This is a genomic window from Pseudomonas sp. SDO5532_S415 (genome assembly GCF_054071155.1).
Map to the genome: position 1 here is coordinate 16,259 of NZ_JBSVWS010000004.1, position 16,363 is coordinate 32,621.

General features: G+C 53.8%; 18 protein-coding genes. 7 read left to right on the top strand and 11 right to left on the bottom strand.

Going from position 1 to position 16,363, the window contains the following annotated elements:
• Positions 1 to 67: 67 nt before the first annotated feature.
• The gene (locus ACW9HW_RS02805) at positions 68 to 1,417 is read right to left on the bottom strand and encodes a heavy metal sensor histidine kinase (protein WP_457398158.1); all 1,350 of its coding nucleotides are present in this window, start codon (positions 1,415 to 1,417) and stop codon (positions 68 to 70) included.
• A complete protein-coding gene (locus tag ACW9HW_RS02810) occupies positions 1,417 to 2,097 on the bottom strand; it encodes a heavy metal response regulator transcription factor (protein WP_095196987.1) in 681 nt (226 codons plus the stop codon). The genes ACW9HW_RS02805 and ACW9HW_RS02810 overlap by 1 nt, the downstream gene beginning before the upstream one ends.
• A 158-nt stretch (positions 2,098 to 2,255) precedes the next feature.
• Here ACW9HW_RS02810 and copI point away from each other — a divergent pair, with 158 nt between their 5' ends.
• Both copI and queF read left to right on the top strand, forming a co-directional pair.
• A complete protein-coding gene (gene copI, locus ACW9HW_RS02815) occupies positions 2,256 to 2,768 on the top strand; it encodes a copper-resistant cuproprotein CopI (protein WP_457398161.1) in 513 nt (170 codons plus the stop codon).
• A gap of 61 nt (positions 2,769 to 2,829) precedes the next feature.
• On the top strand, positions 2,830 to 3,660 hold the full coding sequence (gene queF, locus ACW9HW_RS02820) for an NADPH-dependent 7-cyano-7-deazaguanine reductase QueF (RefSeq protein WP_457398163.1): 831 nt from the start codon (positions 2,830 to 2,832) through the stop codon (positions 3,658 to 3,660).
• Between the two features lie 106 nt (positions 3,661 to 3,766).
• Here queF and ACW9HW_RS02825 read toward each other — a convergent pair whose 3' ends face one another.
• Positions 3,767 to 4,030 carry a DUF4404 family protein gene (locus ACW9HW_RS02825; protein WP_457398166.1) on the bottom strand — a complete coding sequence of 88 codons (264 nt, stop codon included), beginning with the start codon at positions 4,028 to 4,030 and terminating at the stop codon, positions 3,767 to 3,769.
• A gap of 124 nt (positions 4,031 to 4,154) precedes the next feature.
• On the bottom strand, positions 4,155 to 4,784 hold the full coding sequence (locus tag ACW9HW_RS02830; RefSeq protein WP_457398169.1) for an HAD family phosphatase: 630 nt from the start codon (positions 4,782 to 4,784) through the stop codon (positions 4,155 to 4,157).
• A 200-nt stretch (positions 4,785 to 4,984) separates the two neighbouring features.
• Here ACW9HW_RS02830 and ACW9HW_RS02835 point away from each other — a divergent pair, with 200 nt between their 5' ends.
• Positions 4,985 to 5,674 carry an MlaA family lipoprotein gene (locus ACW9HW_RS02835; RefSeq protein ID WP_095196982.1) on the top strand — a complete coding sequence of 230 codons (690 nt, stop codon included), beginning with the start codon at positions 4,985 to 4,987 and terminating at the stop codon, positions 5,672 to 5,674.
• A gap of 59 nt (positions 5,675 to 5,733) precedes the next feature.
• Here the strand turns inward: ACW9HW_RS02835 and ACW9HW_RS02840 are convergent, their stop codons facing one another.
• A complete protein-coding gene (locus ACW9HW_RS02840) occupies positions 5,734 to 6,033 on the bottom strand; it encodes a PilZ domain-containing protein (RefSeq protein WP_457398172.1) in 300 nt (99 codons plus the stop codon).
• Positions 6,034 to 6,308: 275 nt separating this feature from the next.
• Here ACW9HW_RS02840 and rssB point away from each other — a divergent pair, with 275 nt between their 5' ends.
• Positions 6,309 to 7,490: a two-component system response regulator RssB gene (rssB, locus tag ACW9HW_RS02845; RefSeq protein ID WP_095196980.1), complete on the top strand. Its 1,182-nt coding sequence runs from the start codon at positions 6,309 to 6,311 to the stop codon at positions 7,488 to 7,490.
• A complete protein-coding gene (rssC, locus tag ACW9HW_RS02850; protein WP_095196979.1) occupies positions 7,490 to 7,972 on the top strand; it encodes an anti-sigma factor antagonist RssC in 483 nt (160 codons plus the stop codon). Before rssB ends, rssC begins: the two co-directional genes overlap by 1 nt.
• A gap of 246 nt (positions 7,973 to 8,218) precedes the next feature.
• On the opposite strand, the gene tal is transcribed toward rssC, so the two are convergent.
• Positions 8,219 to 9,145, bottom strand: a complete 927-nt coding sequence (gene tal / locus ACW9HW_RS02855) for a transaldolase (protein ID WP_095196978.1) — start codon at positions 9,143 to 9,145, stop codon at positions 8,219 to 8,221.
• 448 nt (positions 9,146 to 9,593) lie between these two features.
• Here tal and ACW9HW_RS02860 point away from each other — a divergent pair, with 448 nt between their 5' ends.
• Both ACW9HW_RS02860 and ACW9HW_RS02865 read left to right on the top strand, forming a co-directional pair.
• The gene (locus ACW9HW_RS02860) at positions 9,594 to 9,959 is read left to right on the top strand and encodes a hypothetical protein (RefSeq protein WP_457398175.1); all 366 of its coding nucleotides are present in this window, start codon (positions 9,594 to 9,596) and stop codon (positions 9,957 to 9,959) included.
• A gap of 63 nt (positions 9,960 to 10,022) precedes the next feature.
• A complete protein-coding gene (locus ACW9HW_RS02865) occupies positions 10,023 to 10,652 on the top strand; it encodes a hypothetical protein (protein WP_457398178.1) in 630 nt (209 codons plus the stop codon).
• A 33-nt stretch (positions 10,653 to 10,685) separates the two neighbouring features.
• Here ACW9HW_RS02865 and ACW9HW_RS02870 read toward each other — a convergent pair whose 3' ends face one another.
• The 5 genes from ACW9HW_RS02870 to ACW9HW_RS02890 form a co-directional block, all read right to left on the bottom strand.
• Complete coding sequence (locus ACW9HW_RS02870; protein WP_457398181.1) at positions 10,686 to 11,153, bottom strand: mannose-1-phosphate guanylyltransferase; 468 nt, start codon at positions 11,151 to 11,153, stop codon at positions 10,686 to 10,688.
• A 67-nt stretch (positions 11,154 to 11,220) separates the two neighbouring features.
• A complete protein-coding gene (gene galU / locus ACW9HW_RS02875) occupies positions 11,221 to 12,054 on the bottom strand; it encodes a UTP--glucose-1-phosphate uridylyltransferase GalU (RefSeq protein ID WP_322438515.1) in 834 nt (277 codons plus the stop codon).
• Positions 12,055 to 12,288: 234 nt separating this feature from the next.
• Positions 12,289 to 13,539, bottom strand: a complete 1,251-nt coding sequence (locus tag ACW9HW_RS02880) for a DUF1501 domain-containing protein (protein WP_457398184.1) — start codon at positions 13,537 to 13,539, stop codon at positions 12,289 to 12,291.
• Between the two features lie 20 nt (positions 13,540 to 13,559).
• A complete protein-coding gene (locus ACW9HW_RS02885; protein ID WP_457398186.1) occupies positions 13,560 to 15,047 on the bottom strand; it encodes a DUF1800 domain-containing protein in 1,488 nt (495 codons plus the stop codon).
• A gap of 157 nt (positions 15,048 to 15,204) precedes the next feature.
• Positions 15,205 to 16,341, bottom strand: a complete 1,137-nt coding sequence (locus tag ACW9HW_RS02890; RefSeq protein WP_095196973.1) for a glycosyltransferase family 4 protein — start codon at positions 16,339 to 16,341, stop codon at positions 15,205 to 15,207.
• Positions 16,342 to 16,363 lie beyond the last annotated feature (22 nt).

Here is a 16,363-nt window from a genome sequence, read left to right on the forward strand (position 1 = left end):
CTCCCACAGGTGCTGCACGATCCTTGTGGGAGCGGGCTTGCCCGCGATGAGGCCGGACCTGCCGGCCTCAATCTCCCTTTGGTAACTCGATCACGAACCGCGTCCACCCCTGATCCGATTGACAACGAATCTGCCCACCATGTGCCCGGATGATCGATTGGGTAATCGCCAATCCCAACCCTGCATGCTCACTGCTACCTTCATGACGCGCCGGATCGGCCCGGTAAAAACGGTCAAACAGCCGCGGCAGCAAGTCTTCGGAAATCCCGTCACCGCTATTTTCGACTATCAGGCTCAAGCCTTTGGGCTGATCCTCGATTCGAATCAGAATCTCGCCATCGACCGGGGTAAACCGCAACGCATTGTCCAGCAAATTGGACAGCGCCCGTCGCAGCATGCTGCGGTCGCCCTCGATGCGGGCCTTGCCGTCACGGCTCAATTTCACCCGGGCGTCTTCGGCCAGCGGCGCGAAAAACTCCAGCAAGACATCCACTTCCTCCGCCAGATCCAGCGGTTCGCGCTTGGGCATCAACAGGCCGTGATCCGCTTTCGCCAGATAAAGCATGTCGTTGACCAGTTGCGCCATCCATTGCAACTCTTCCAGGTTGCTGTGCAGTGCTTCGCGATAGTCCTCGATGGGGCGCGGGCGGGTGAGGGTGACCTGGGTGTGGGTCAGCAGGTTCGACAGCGGGGTGCGCAACTCATGGGCGATGTCGGCGGAGAACGCCGACAGGCGCTGAAAGGAATCGTCGAGACGTCCGAGCATGGCGTTGAAGTGGTGGGCCATTTCCGCCAGTTCCGGCGGCATGTTTTCTGCCGGCAAGCGTGCGTTGAGCGATTGCGCCGAAACACCGCTGGCAACAGCGCTCATGCGCCGTAACGGCCGCAAGCCGCTGCGGGCTGCCCAGGCTCCGAGCAACGCGGTGGCCAGGGCCGACAAACCTACCGTCAACCAGATCAAATGCTGCATGCGTTGCAGGAAATGCTGGTGATGGGTGATGTCCAGCAGCAGGGTCAATTGCGGCGAATCGGGCTTGTCGGTAAACAAGGGGGCATTGAGGACGCGGTAATCGGTGCCGTCGTTGTTGAGCGTCGACAGCCCGGGTTTTTGCGGGAGTTTGTCGGGCAGATTCGCCGAACTGTCATACCAGTGCTTGCCATCGCTGCCGGTGATGCGCAGCGACAGATCGGCTTGGCGGCTCAACTCATCGGCCAGTCTGACGTCGCTGTCGCTCGATTGAATGTCATGAAGCGCCCGCCGCAAACCAATCAACTTGCCATCCAGCAGTTGCTGGTCGAGCTCAATGAAGTGCACTTCGCTGGCGCGGCTGAACAGCACCCCGGCGAACAGCGACACTACCGCCGTGCACGCTGCAAACAGCAATGCCAACCGACTGCTCAGCGAAAGTCGACGCATCAGGCGAGGCGCTCTTCAAGTACGTAACCCATGCCGCGTACGGTGTGGATCAGTTTATTGGGGAATTCATCGTCGATTTTCAGGCGCAAACGGCGAATGGCGACCTCGATGACATTGGTGTCGCTGTCGAAATTCATATCCCACACCTGGGACGCAATCAGCGATTTGGGCAGCACTTCGCCCTGACGGCGCAGGAGCATTTCCAGCAGGGAAAATTCCTTGGCGGTCAGGTCGATGCGCCGGCCGCTGCGTTCCACGCGACGGCGGATCAAGTCCAGCCGCAAGTCGGCCAATTGCAGGCTGGTTTCCTGGGGCGTAGCGCTGCCTCGGCGCAACAGGCTGCGCACCCGGGCCAGCAGTTCGGAAAAGGCGAAGGGTTTGACCAGGTAATCGTCGGCGCCGAGTTCCAGGCCGTGGACCCTATCTTCCACGGCATCCCGTGCGGTCAGAAACAGGACCGGCGTGTCCAGGCCGGCCCCGCGCACCGCTTGCAGAATCTGCCAGCCGTCGCGACCGGGCAGCATCACATCGAGAATCAGCAGGGCGTATTCGCCGCTTAGCGCCAGTTGCTGGCCGGTGTTGCCATCGGCCACCAGCTCGGTATTGAAACCGGCCTCGGTCAGGCCCTGGCGCAGGTAGTGGCCGGTTTTCGGTTGGTCTTCGACAATCAGCAGTTTCATGGGCGACTCAGGCATCTTGATGGAACGAAAGCTTTATACCGTGGGCGGCGACGGTGCAGGCCAACCTGACAAAGTTGTAATCCGGCTGTCAGGTTGCGGGCAGCGGTGGCAGTTTAGAGTTTTCCACAGGCTGAACCTTATTTTGTTGGAGTAAGACGATGTTTTTGCGCAAAACCGCGGCGCTGACCGCCTGTATGTTGGCATTGAGTTCGCCGGTGTGGGCGTCAGGCGGGCATACCTATGACTTCGGCCAACCTGCGTCGGCGGCCAAGGCGAGCCGCAGTGTCGAGGTAGTGATGGGCGACATGTCGTTCACCCCCAAGGCTATCGACATCAAGGCCGGAGAGACCGTGCGTTTCGTGCTGGTGAATAAAGGCCAGTTGTTGCACGAATTCAACCTCGGTGACGCGGCGATGCACGCCAGGCACCAGCAGGAAATGCTGCAAATGCAGCAAAGCGGTATGCTCACGCCTACAGGCGTGAAGGCGATGGACCACGGTGCCATGGGGCATGACATGAAGCATGATGACCCCAATAGCGTGCTGGTGGAACCGGGTAAAACCGCTGAGCTGACCTGGACTTTCAACAAGGCCACCAACCTCGAGTTTGCCTGCAACATCCCCGGTCATTACCAGGCTGGTATGGTCGGCAAACTGACAGTCAGTCAGTAAGCACTCAAAGGCGGGAGCAAAGGCTGTTAGAATCTGCTGATTCTTCAGTCAGGTTTCCGCCATGCATCCCGCAGCCGAACACTCGCCGCTGGGCAAATCCAGCGAATACATCGCCACTTACACACCGTCCTTGCTGTTCCCGATCCCGCGTACCGCAAAGTGGGCCGAGCTGGGCCTGACGGCTGAAACCCTGCCGTACAAGGGCGTGGACTTCTGGAACTGTTTCGAACTGTCGTGGCTGTTGCCGTCGGGCAAGCCAGTGGTGGCGATCGGCGAGTTCAGTATCCCGGCGGATTCACCGAACATCATCGAATCGAAGTCGTTCAAGCTGTACCTCAACTCCCTGAACCAGACGCCGTTTGCCGATACGGCGAGCCTTGAGGCGACGCTGGTCAAGGACCTGTCAGCAGCTGCCGGAAAACCGGTTGGCGTGCGTGTTCGCAGCCTGAAGGATGTCGAAGCCGAAGGTGTCGTGGCGTTGCCGGGCGTGTGCATCGATGAGCTGGATATCAGCGTCAGCAACTACGAGCATCCGCGTCCGGAGCTGCTGCGTTGCGACGAATCACGCATTGTCGAAGAGAGCGTGCACAGCCATTTGCTCAAATCCAATTGCCCGGTGACCAGTCAGCCGGACTGGGGCAGCGTGGTGGTTGAGTACCGCGGCGCGGCGCTGGATCACGCCAGTCTGCTGGAGTACATCGTCAGCTTCCGTCAACACTCGGACTTCCACGAACAGTGCGTGGAGCGGATCTTTCTTGATCTGCAGCGTTTGCTGAAACCGGAGAAACTGACGGTGTATGCGCGCTATGTACGGCGTGGGGGGCTGGATATCAATCCGTATCGCAGTACTGAAGAAGTGCAACTGCCGAACCATCGCCTGGTCCGTCAGTAAAGGTTTTCTGTAGGAGCGAGCTTGCTCGCGATGGAGTGTCAGCGACCTTGGCGTCGACTGATACACCATCGCGAGCAAGCTCGCTCCTACATTGCATCCGTTGGATTCAGATCCCCATGCTGTGCAGGGCCTGGCCAATCTGGCGCAGGGTGCCGGCGAGGGTCGGGTGTTCGAGTTCGAAGCGTTCGACGGCCAGATTGACGTTATCGGCGAGGTTGACGTCCTTGGTCTTGGTTTCGATCTCAAGCTCAAGTTCGATCTGTTGCATCAGTGCGCGCAGGTCTTCGCGCTCGGCTTCTGTCAGCGGAGGATTCTGTTCCAATTGCTCGCGCAGGGCATTGAGCTGGTCTTGCAGTTCGCGGGCAGACATGGCGTTCTTCCTTTTATCGATAGGCACTGGCATAGACCGCAGCAGTACGCCAAAGATCTATGGCTTACCTAAGATTAATCCACTCGCGCCCAACCTGCATGCCTTCATCGGTATGAGGCGGCGATCAGGGCTTTTCGCCCTTGAGCCGACGCAGGCTGATATCGGCCAGGCAGGTGTCGAGTTCACCCAGATGGTCAATCACCGAATGCACGCCCAAACCGAAGAGTTGCATGGTGGCCTTGCCGCGCTTGATGTCCCGTTCCTGCGGGGACAATGCCTGCCATTGGGTGGGTGACAGCCCGCAGAGCGAGCCGCAGGACGCCAAACCGATTGTCCACAGGCCGGCGTTGAGTCCCGATTGCAGCAAGCGCGGTTCGCCGCTGACCAGCACGCAGCCATCCAGCCGCTCGACGTTCAGCGACATCAGCGCTTGCCAGCATGCATTCGGTGCCGGCCAAGGATTGATTGTTGCAAGTTGTTGCGATGGCGACGAGGGTTTGATCCATTCCGGCAGCGCTACGGCCAGGGAATGGCTGAGGGCGGGGGGCAATTCATCGAGCCAGGCGCAGGGGATCTGTTGGCGCTGCAAGCTGTGCAAGCTCTCGAGGGCCCCAGGGGTGGCTTCGGCGTGTTCGACCGAATAGCCCTCGAGCAGACGCGTACGCGCGCCGAAATCCACCAGGCAACCACTGAGACCGAAGAGCACGGCGGTCAGGTTTGGCGCGGTTTGAGGTGATGTTTCGGCGTGCGGCATGTCAACGTCCCTGAAATAGCCTCAAAGCTAGGGATCGTCGGTGACAGTTGCATGACATGGATGTGAATCGCTCACAATCGACAGGCATCATGCGCAGGCGCGCGGCTGCGATGCTGCCTTAAACGGCGTTTACGTCTTATACTAGCGGTCTTTGCGTCGAGCCAAGCGCCCGGCGACTGTACAAATCCAAGGAGTTTTCTATGCGCTGGAGCAATCATCTAGCTCAACTTTGTGTGTGCGCCAGCGCGATGCTGGTTCCGTTCGTTGCCCAGGCAGCGTCGGAAGATGATCCTTGGGAAAGCATCAACCGTCCGATCTACAAGTTCAACGATGTACTCGATACTTATGCACTGAAGCCATTGGCCCAGGGCTACCAGTTCGTGACGCCGCAGTTCCTTGAAGATGGCATCCACAACATGTTCCGCAACGTCGGCGATGTGACCAACCTCGCCAACGATATCCTGCAGGTCAAACCCGCGGCAGCAGGTGTCGACACCGCACGATTGATCTTCAACACCACTTTCGGCCTGCTGGGTTTCTTCGATGTCGGCACCCATATGGGCCTGCAACGCAACGACGAAGATTTCGGCCAGACCCTGGGTTATTGGGGTGTGGGCAGCGGTCCGTATGTGATGCTGCCGCTGCTTGGCCCTAGCACCTTGCGTGATGCGCCTTCGAAGCTCGTCGACAGTTACACCGGCCCGTATCGCTACATGGACGATGTGCCCGTGCGTAACTCGGTTTTCGCGCTGAACATTGTCGATACCCGGGCGAACTTGCTGTCCACCGAGAAATTGATCACAGGCGACAAGTACACCTTCATTCGTAACGCCTACCTGCAGAACCGCGAGTTCAAGGTGAAGGACGGCCAGGTCGAAGACGATTTCTGATCCTGACCGACATATCGAAAAAGGCAGCCTTCGGGCTGCCTTTTTTCGTCTGGAACGGGTTAGTTCATCTTCAGGATTGTAAGGCCAAGTTTCTGACCGCCCCCGTGCTGCTCCTTCACCCACACCACTTCGGTGTCGGCTTCGAGTCCTTTGAGCGCGGCGTGCTCGGATTCGATACGCACGCTAAGCCGGTCACCCACCGTGAACAAACGCGGCGCCTGCAGCTGCATCCCGCTGCTGGAAAGGTCGATGCAGACGGCGGGTACCTCATCCCCCTCATGAATCAGCGACACATCGGCATCGACTCGCATGCGGATGAAATCGCGCTTTTCGCTATAGTCCCGACTGGTTTGACTCATGGCCTTGGTCCTTCCGTTGGGTTACGGTTTTGATGGTTCTTATAACTCCCGGTGCTTTGAAGAGTGTAGACGTCAAGCGACCATCGGCGTGAGCTTGAAACGCCTCGCGGATGGGAGTACCGTCTGCGCCTTAGAAGGGCACCTCTGGTGTACATGTGTGTAGGGCAAACGCTCGAAAACGGTGCGACAGAGAGGCTAGAAAGCGAATCCAGTAGTGTGAGCCGGACCAACACCCGAGCCGCTACGCCAACCTAATTCTGGCGCCGTTTGCCCACATGCCAAAAACCAGTGCCACGCTGCTGATAATCGATGATGACGAAGTAGTGCGCGCGAGCCTCGCCGCCTATTTGGAAGACAGTGGTTTCAGCGTCTTGCAGGCCAGCAATGGCCAGCAGGGTCTTCAGGTATTCGAGCAAGACAAGCCCGACTTGGTCATCTGCGATCTGCGCATGCCGCAGATGGGTGGACTCGAACTCATTCGCCAGGTTACCGAGCTGTCACCGCAAACGCCGGTGATCGTGGTGTCGGGTGCCGGCGTGATGAACGACGCGGTCGAGGCGCTGCGCCTGGGTGCGGCGGACTACCTGATCAAACCTCTCGAAGACCTGGCTGTACTTGAGCATTCTGTGCGTCGGGCCCTGGATCGCGCGCGCCTGCTGCTGGAAAACCAGCGTTACCGCGAGAAGCTGGAAAAGGCCAACCGCGAGCTCGCCGCCAGCCTGAACCTGCTCCAGGAAGACCAGAACGCCGGTCGCCAGGTGCAGATGAACATGCTGCCGGTCAGTCCATGGGCCATTGACGAGTTCAAGTTTGCTCACCAGATCATCCCGTCGCTGTACCTGTCAGGTGATTTCGTCGACTATTTCCGGGTCGACGAGCGTCGGGTTGCGTTCTACCTGGCGGACGTTTCCGGTCATGGCGCCTCTTCAGCCTTCGTCACTGTGCTGCTGAAGTTCATGACCACGCGCCTGCTGTTCGAATCCAAGCGCAGCGGCACTTTGCCGGAATTCAAGCCTTCAGAGGTTCTTGGTCATATCAACCGGGGCCTGATCAGTTGTAAGCTGGGTAAACACGTCACAATGGTCGGTGGAGTCATCGACGAGGAGACAGGTTTGTTGACCTATAGCATCGGTGGTCATTTGCCGTTGCCAGTGTTGTACACACCCGACAGTGTTCGTTATCTGGAAGGGCGTGGTCTGCCGGTGGGCCTCTTCAACGAAGCCACCTACGAAGACCACGTGCTGGAGTTGCCACCGACGTTCAGCCTGACGCTGATGTCTGATGGCATTCTGGACCTTTTGCCAGAACCCACACTCAAAGAAAAAGAAGCTGCGTTGCCCCAACGGGTCAAGGCAGCGGGCGGCAGCCTGGATGGTCTGCGGCAGGTTTTTGGATTGGCCACGCTAGGGGAGATGCCGGATGATATCGCCCTGTTGGTGTTGAGCAGGAATCTTTAATGAGTACCGGTAGAATCCAGTTCGCCGAGCAGGATGGCACTTTCGTCCTCAAGTTCGTCGGTGAAGTTCGCCTGACCCTGTGTTCGGCGTTGGATGCGACTATTGAGAAAATCTTCACCGCGATGAATTTCAACGCGATCGTGATTGATTTGACCGAAACCCGCAGCATCGACAGCACCACGCTTGGCTTGTTGGCCAAGCTGTCGATCCTGTCGCGGCAAAAGGTCGGCCTGCTGCCGACCGTCGTCACCACCCACGAAGACATCACCCGTCTGTTGCAGTCCATGGGCTTCGAGCAGGTGTTCAACATCGTCGACAAGCCTGTGCCTTGTCCTGAATGCCTGGACGACCTGCCGGATCAAGACCAGTCCGAAGAGGTAGTGCGGATCAAGGTGCTTGAAGCGCACAAGATTCTCATGGGCCTGAACGATTCCAATCGTGAAGCGTTCCATGACCTGGTGAATGCGCTGGAGCGGCATTGATTCTCTGAAGTGATGTGGGCCGGACTGGCCCCTTCGTCGGAACGCCGCCCGGAGCCGGCTCGCTTGCACAGGTTCTTCGTTTAACCATTTAACCCGACAGCACCACATACCCCCTGTGGGAGCGAGCCTGCTCGCGAAGGCGTCCTTTCAAACACCACGCCTGTCAGCGGTCAGCGAGCAATCAATCGCGCAGAAAAAAGGGCGAACCTGTGAGGGTTCGCCCTTTTTGCATTCCAACGGCTCAGATCACAGCTTGGCCTGCAGCAACGCCTCAAGCTTCTCTTGGTCACGAGCAAACTGACGAATCCCTTCAGCCAGCTTCTCGGTCGCCATGGCGTCCTCGTTGGACAACCAGCGGAACTGCGCTTCATTGAGATTCAAGCGCGCTTCACCGGTATGACCCGGGGCCAGTTTGCGTTCCAGCTTGCCGGTATCCGCCGCCAGTTTGTCGATCAAGTCCGGGCTGATGGTCAAACGGTCGCAACCGGCCAACTGCTCGATCTGGCTCAAGTTACGGAAGCTGGCGCCCATTACCACGGTTTTGTAATCGTTGGCCTTGTAGTAGTTGTAGATACGTGTCACCGACTGCACGCCTGGATCATCGGCGCCGGTGTACTCGTTGCCGGTGGCTTTCTTGTACCAGTCGTAGATACGGCCCACGAACGGCGAAATCAGGAACACCCCGGCGTCTGCGCAGGCTGCGGCCTGAGCGAAGGAGAACAACAGGGTCAGGTTGGTCTGAATCCCTTCCTTCTCCAGGATCTCCGCAGCGCGGATGCCTTCCCAGGTAGAGGCGATCTTGATCAGCACGCGGTCGCGACCGATACCCGCTTTTTCATACAGCTCGATCAGACGGTGCGCACGCTTCAATACGGCGTCAGTGTCGAACGACAGGCGTGCATCCACTTCGGTGGAAATACGGCCAGGAATGACCTTGAGGATTTCCTGCCCCACCGCGACGCCAAAACGGTCGCTTGCCAGCCCGACATCGCCCTTGCAGTCGCTCACACAAGCATTCAGCAATTCGCCATATGCGGGAATGGCCGCGGCCTTGAGCAGCAGGGAAGGGTTGGTGGTAGCGTCCACCGGTTTAACGCGAGCGATCGCTTCGAAGTCGCCGGTGTCGGCAACCACGGTAGTCATTTGTTTGAGTTGTTCCAGCTTGGAAGTCATGGGCGTGCTCTGTCCTATGGGTCTGATGACATTACCCGAGCGCTGACAGCTGCTCAAGGGTGCAAACGTGTATCGGTGGCCCCAGTGGCAACAACCTGAAAACAGGTGTTTGAAAGGTGGGGCGGTGTATCCGTGAATATGATGCCAAGCGGGATCACAGGTTCAACGCATCAGACGGTTAACACCCATGCATCGGGCTTCTCTGACACCTGTATTCCGTTAGTGCTAGTAGTCATTACGTATATCCCAGGCAGTATTTTAGTCGGGTTGTTATTTATGACGTTATAAAACGTCAATGCAACTTATATAAGCCAGTCCGGAGGGTGCAAATGTTATCTGGCGAGGGGTGTTAGAATAAGTCGAATAACTCCATAGAATAGCGTGTAGTGTGATAATAGCGAGTATGTATTGACTGGAAGTCACTTCACAAAGTGAAGAGGTAGATTTTTTGGATGCGCTTGATGACTTACTTCTGGGCCACGCATTAAAAAAGTTGACCGACGTATTTGAAGAAATCGTGGAAGGGTCGACAACCTCTTCGGACAAGGCGACGGGCGTACTGGATATCAGGCGAACCAAGAGCGAAAAAAGACTTCCCGTCTGGCTGGGGCGCCTCAGAGTCAACACCCCTTATCAAGTGACTCATGTATTGATCGATCAGATGCACGCTGCTCGAAAGCTCAAACGCGACCAACGCTTCGCGGCACAAGTTGCCTTGCTTGAGGCGCTGGTGGAGGAGGGGCTGGCGATGCACATCGCGAGCTATTCTGTGGCTGTTGTAGAGAATCGCCTCAAGTGTTTTTTGGATCGTTGATTTTTACCTGTCGAGCATGTTGCTCATATCCAAAATAGCCTGCACGAGGCGAGAGGAAGTAGGTTGGAGTCAAAACTATACATTGCGCAATACGCTGGCATCACGGTGATGCTTCCGGCAGCGCTGGTTGTCGCCGGTTGGTTGTGGTGCACCGCATCAAGAAAACTCGTCCTCTTATGGCTAAGCGTGCTGTCCGTCGCCTATACCGTCGTTGGTCTCAGTAAAGTGCTTTTCAAGGGCTGGGGAATCGGCCTGGAAAGCCTGGATATCGCGGTCATCAGCGGCCATGCGATGAATGCTTGCCTGGTGTCGACCGTTGTACTGAGTTTGCTGTTGCGCCAACTGGATCAGCGCCTTCGATGGCTGGCTCTTGGTGGAGGGCTGCTGTCGACCTGGTGGTTCAGCGTCCAGTATGTAGGGCAGACGATCCATCCTCTGTCAGAAGCTATTGCCGGGGCGGTTGTGGGATCAGCAGCGGCCTGTGTATTTCTTTTCAGGCTGGAGAAAAGGCAAATCCGCAAAATGCCCCTGCCAGTTCTGGTGGTGGGGATTGCGGTCATCATGTTGAGTACGAGCATTCCAAAGTACACGGCTGAGGGGGTCTTGAACTCTGTTGCCGTGACTTTGTCGGGGGCCGAAAAAGCGTTTATGCAACCTCATTGGCGCACTTCAGGCGAGGCGACGAGGTTGTAGATCCGACTTCATTGCAAGACCTGGGGGAGGGAGCTAAGACTCACTGCTGTTTTTCTCATCAATTCGAGCCAGCAGTTCTGCAGTTTTCAACTGCATCAGCACAACATCGCCACGGCTCTCAACATTCAGCAGGATTTCGAGCTGACTTTCCGAGAGACGAATCCTGAAGCGCCATTCAGCGAATGTCAGGTTTAATCCCGAGCCACCTTTCTCTTCAGCGTCAAGTGCCTTATCGGCATACAGTGCCCAAAGATGCTCCAGGACGGCGATGGGGCTGTGGACTGCGCATCGAATCTCCCCCGAAGAAGGAAAGAGCCCGATGCGTTCCACCAACAACCTAGGTTGTGGTGAAGAAGAACTGGGACCACTTTCGTACGTCCGCAACCAGGTCATCAATCCACTATTGCCCTCGGTGAACTTCTGCCCCAAAACCATATTGCCGGAGGCAAAAGGATCCAGCGATGTATAGGCAGCGTCGATTGGTGATCTGGATGCGTTCATGGTGGTCCGCCTTGCAAAGGGTTACGGCCGCTTGGAAACGCGGCACCCAAGAGCTGAAAAGTAACGTTTACAAGCCGTTCTTATACAAATTTTCGTAACAGAAATTGGTTGCGTCGATGTAGCCTTCCGCTCCGCCGCAGTCGAAACGATGACCTTCGAATTTATAAGCCAGTACACAACCATTCTGTGCCTGCTTCATCAACGCATCAGTGATCTGGATTTCACCGCCCTTGCCGGGTTCGGTATCGGCGATCAAGTCAAAGATATCGGCCGTCAGGATATAGCGGCCAATAATCGCTAGATTGGACGGCGCATCCTCCGGTTTAGGCTTTTCAACCATGCTGTTGACCCGATAAATGCCTTCGCGAATCTGCTCGCCAGCGATGATTCCGTACTTGTGCGTTTGATCGTTGGGCACTTCCTGAATCGCCACGATCGAGCAACGGAACTGCTTGTAGAGCGCGATCATCTGGGACAGCACGCCATCACCTTCCAGGTTCAGACACAAGTCGTCAGCCAGAACCACGGCAAAGGGCTCGTCACCGATCAACGGACGACCAGAGAGAATGGCGTGCCCCAGCCCCTTCATCTCCACCTGACGGGTGTAAGAGAACGTGCACGTCTCCATCAGCTCGCGAGTACCCGACAAAAACTTCTCTTTATCACTGCCGCGAATCTGATGTTCCAGCTCGTAGCTGATATCGAAGTGATCTTCTAAAGCGCGTTTACCACGACCAGTAACGATAGCCATATGCTGGAGGCCCGCGTCACGCGCTTCCTCTACGCCGTATTGGATCAGCGGCTTATTCACTACCGGCAGCATTTCCTTGGGCATGGCCTTTGTGGCGGGCAGAAAACGAGTGCCATAGCCGGCGGCGGGGAATAGGCATTTACGGATCATGTAGGGGTCCTGTTAACTATGCGATAGAAAAACAAATAACAACATTGCTTTATTGCGTTGCTATCAATGAGGGTGGCGAAACAAATACCATAACTTATGTTAGGGTGCATATAAAGAATGAGGAATGTTAGGTTTTGTCTAGGCAAAAACTAAAGAGTGTTATTTTTCTGCATTTGTTTGATCGGCGCGCTCAATCTGGCTCATTCCGAACTTGGGATTCTCGACCTCTGATTTCTACCCGTTGATTAGACCTTTCAAAGAAGTGGCGGGGAAGTCAGGTAATCTAGGGAAAATAGCAGATAGCTGATTATCGGAAAGTTTTAAGCCGCCTTGGCAAATGTGCGAGAGTACGTGTCGGAAGTCAGTGGTAATGGCAACATCCCGTTGTTGAAAAAGTACATCATCTGAAAGGCCGGGCCATTCACCGTAAATTTTACCTCCTCCAACATTCCCTCCAAGAACCATCATCACATTTCCATGGCCATGATCTGTACCACCCGTGCTATTTTCTTTGGCTGTTCTACCGAACTCTGACATGACGACTACAGTAGTAGATTTCCAATTGTCACCAAGCAGTTTTGGAAGGAGCGAAAGTCCGTAACTTAGCTGAGAAAGGTTGGTCGCAAGAACCCCCTTGGCACCACCTTGGTCAACGTGCGTATCCCAGCCGCTTAGCTGCATAAAAGCAAACTGAAAATCTGGCTGAGTGTTGATTAAAGAGCTGAGTAAATGAACGTCTCTGGAGAAAAGCGTAGGAGGTGCTGCGCCATTGTTTGCCATCAATGCCTCCTTGTCTAGCTCAGGTGTATTGATGGACTTAATTATTTCTTCGCGAAATTTCAAGCCCTGGATATAGTCATGATGTAGTGAGGGATTCTGCGAATAAAGTGATGCCAAGGAGTTTCGAAAGTCTGTTCTGTCAACGGGTAAACGAGTTCCGTAATTGTCTTGAGAGTTAATGACGGCGATAGGCTTTTTTCCCGACAAAATCTGGGGGACCGTTGCACCAAAACTGACAGCATTCATTTCATCCAAATCAATACTGTTTTCTACAGCAAGGCGATTCATCCAACCGTCGACTGAGCGCTCGGCATCTGGAATGCCACACTCCATATTAAATTGTGCTGAAAAGTGCGAGCGGGTTTCGCTTGGGCACCCTGACGCAGGAATAAATGCGAGTTGCCCTGAATGCCAAAGAGGAACCAGCGATGAAAGCGCTGGGTGAAGGCCGAATGCACTATTTAATTTATGCATTCCGCCGTCCATTCCCGATAAAGCAATCGCTGTCTTTTCTCGTAGTCGGTAGTAGTTTCTTTCAGCGTGAGGGATCAATATGCTTAATCCGTCTACAGCACCACGGAGCATTACGACAACCAGGCGTGCTTTTGAATCTGACGAACCGGATGGAAGAGCTGCAAACGACGAGTTGAATAAACTATAGGATCCGACGGCACCGAAAAGCTTACAAAAACCCCTGCGATTCATTATGCAATCCTCGGATTTTATTATCGATACATGAAATCAGGACTACTGAGAATCAAAGCGGAATGAACATCTTGGGGAGCCCGCTTGACGTTTGCTATTGTTCCCGGTGATATCCCTGAGCCGATAGTTGAAAGCAAGTTTTGGGCATTGGGTTGAGGATTGCCACCTTCTGGATTCCGCCCCCAGAGTGACATCCAGCCTGCTGCCAATTTGTAGGAAAAGTTTGCTCGATTCATCAAGACATCTGGAGATAACCACGCACTCTCCACATTTTTATAGCCATCCGGTGCCGGCCATGCAAAGAGCCCATTTCCCGATTGTTTAAGCCAACTCTGCAATAGCCTGGAGTCTTGAATTGGAGGTAGCCCTGCAACCCTCAAACTGGAGAGCATATAGTTAAACGGTGTCTTGAATTTCGCCTTGTAATTCTCCGGAGACCAAAATTCATCGCTCTTAAAAATCACTATAAGGAGCTCTTTAATATCTCCGTCGCTTTCAATATACCGCTGAGCCACCTTGTTAACGAGTAACTGAGGTGGCGCGTCATTGACGAAAAGCTCAACGAGCTCATGAGCAATATGTTGTGCAGTTTTTGGGCTCTGGGCGAGTTTTAACAGAGCTTGTTCGCCTTCGCTATAACCACCGCCGGCAGGAAATGAAATACCCAAAAACTGCTTTTCGTTGGGATCGTGATGCTTTGAATCAAACAGAAAATTTCCTGCATTTGGAGCGTTGGGATCGGCGATGTAGGTCCAGCCAGACAATAATCTCGCTAATGCCTTGATGTCCGCTTGGCTATACCCACCATTAACCCCCAAGGTATGGAGTTCCATTACCTCTCTGGCGTAATTTTCATTGACACCTTTTTTGCCGGTGGGCGCGTACCTGTTTCGCCAATTATCCAAATAGTAAAGCATCGCCATTTGTTTGGCATTTGCAAGAAGTAAATCCTTAAATTTACCAAGCGCATAGGGCCGGATGGCATCGTTTTCGTAAGCACCAAGAATAGCGCCATTCGTGGGGGTTTTACTTTCCCAGATATTAAAGTGGTTATACCAAAAATCTACCATTACTTCTTGAAGTTGCGCAGGGCTGTAAAGAGCTCTGAGTATTCTTGCGTCTCGAACCTGATTCACGAAATTCGTTCTGTCTCGAATAAAGGCCTTGCGCGCAGTAGTATCAGTTTGAATCGCTTTGAAAGCCTGGGAGCTGTACTTTCTGTATATTGTTGTCTGGTCCAAATTGATAGCGTCGATCCTGGATAGCCGCTCACTGAGCCAGTCAGGGTTTTTTATACCTTCGGGATTTAGTTGTTGAAGGATGTACTGCTCTAAACCAATGGCTGAAACATTCTGAATGTCTTCTGGTGATGGGCCGTAGCCCAATCTTTCTAATACGTGTACTGCTTTCTGATCCGACGACAAGCTCGGGGGCGCATTGGATGCGTGAGCTGAGTACTGGGAAACAATGAAAGTAACGATTACTCCGCATCTTGATAGTGAATTCATATATTCGGCGCTCCCGAAATTTATGTGGGCGATCGCAAGAAACTCTGTCAAGGATAAATAATATGGAGGCGTGCGTTACAGATCTTTGCTATCAGTGCGATCTTGGGTGTTCTGGGAGACGGTTGAGTCTGGTGTGCTCAATGAACTGGAAAATTGACTATATCTGTTCCACTGTCGGTGCAGTTGTTGGAGTTGGCTGGGTCATTTTTTGATTAATAAAGTTTCTTAGATCGTTACGAAAATTCTGGCTGGAAAATTTTTCTGCGTTTGCTCTGATTAGCGAGGGGGAGAAAATGAAGGATTTCTCAAAGTTTTCGACAGCCTGCTGAATTGCCTCCACGGTCTGGGTAGGAAAGAAGATGCCAGTCTCACCGTCAATTACAGTTTCCAGTGCTCCACCTTTTGAAAAGGCGATTACCGGCGTACCGCAGGCCTGCGCTTCTACGGGAATAATTCCAAAATCTTCCTCTGCGGCGAAAACAAAAGCGCGCGCACGCTCCATATAGCTTCTCAATACCGAGAATTCCTGATACCCCAATATTTCAATATTCGGCGCTGCGTTCTCCTTGATTTTATTAAATTGAGGTCCATCGCCAATGACGACAAGTTTTCGATCTGGCATTTGTTTGAACGCCTCTACGATCAAGTCGATTTTTTTGTAAGGTACCAGGCGCGAAGCGGTTAGATAGAAGTCTTCTTTTTTCTCGATCAAATCAAAGTTTTCAATTGCAACTGACGGATGAATGACAGTCGACTTGCGGCGATATATTTTCCATATCCTTCTGGAAATGAAATCGCTATTGCAAATAAAGTGGTCAACTCCATTTGAGGTGCGATGATCCCAAATACGGATGCGGTGTAACAGCGTACGAGTCAGCCAACCCTTTATGCCCGTTTTTAACCCGGCATCTCTTAGATACTGAGCTTGCATATCCCACGCATAACGGATTGGAGAATGGCAGTAACAAATATGCAGTTGATCCGGTCCCGTAATGACTCCTTTAGCGACCGCATGGCTACTACTGATGATAAGGTTGTAATCAGATAGATCAAATTGCTCGATCGCAAGAGGCATCAGAGGCAGGTAGGATCGATAGTTTTTCTTGGCAAACGGTAATTTTTGAATAAATGAAGTCGTAGTTTTTTTATTAAATATCTCTGTGCGTTGTTCTGTTGTCAAAAAATCAACCACAGTGTAGATGTCAGCGTCTGGGTAAACCGAAAGTATTTCTTTCAATACTTTTTCGGCGCCACCTAAAGTTACCAGCCAATCATGAATAATGGCTACTTTCATATGTAAGTCTCTTTGTGAAAAT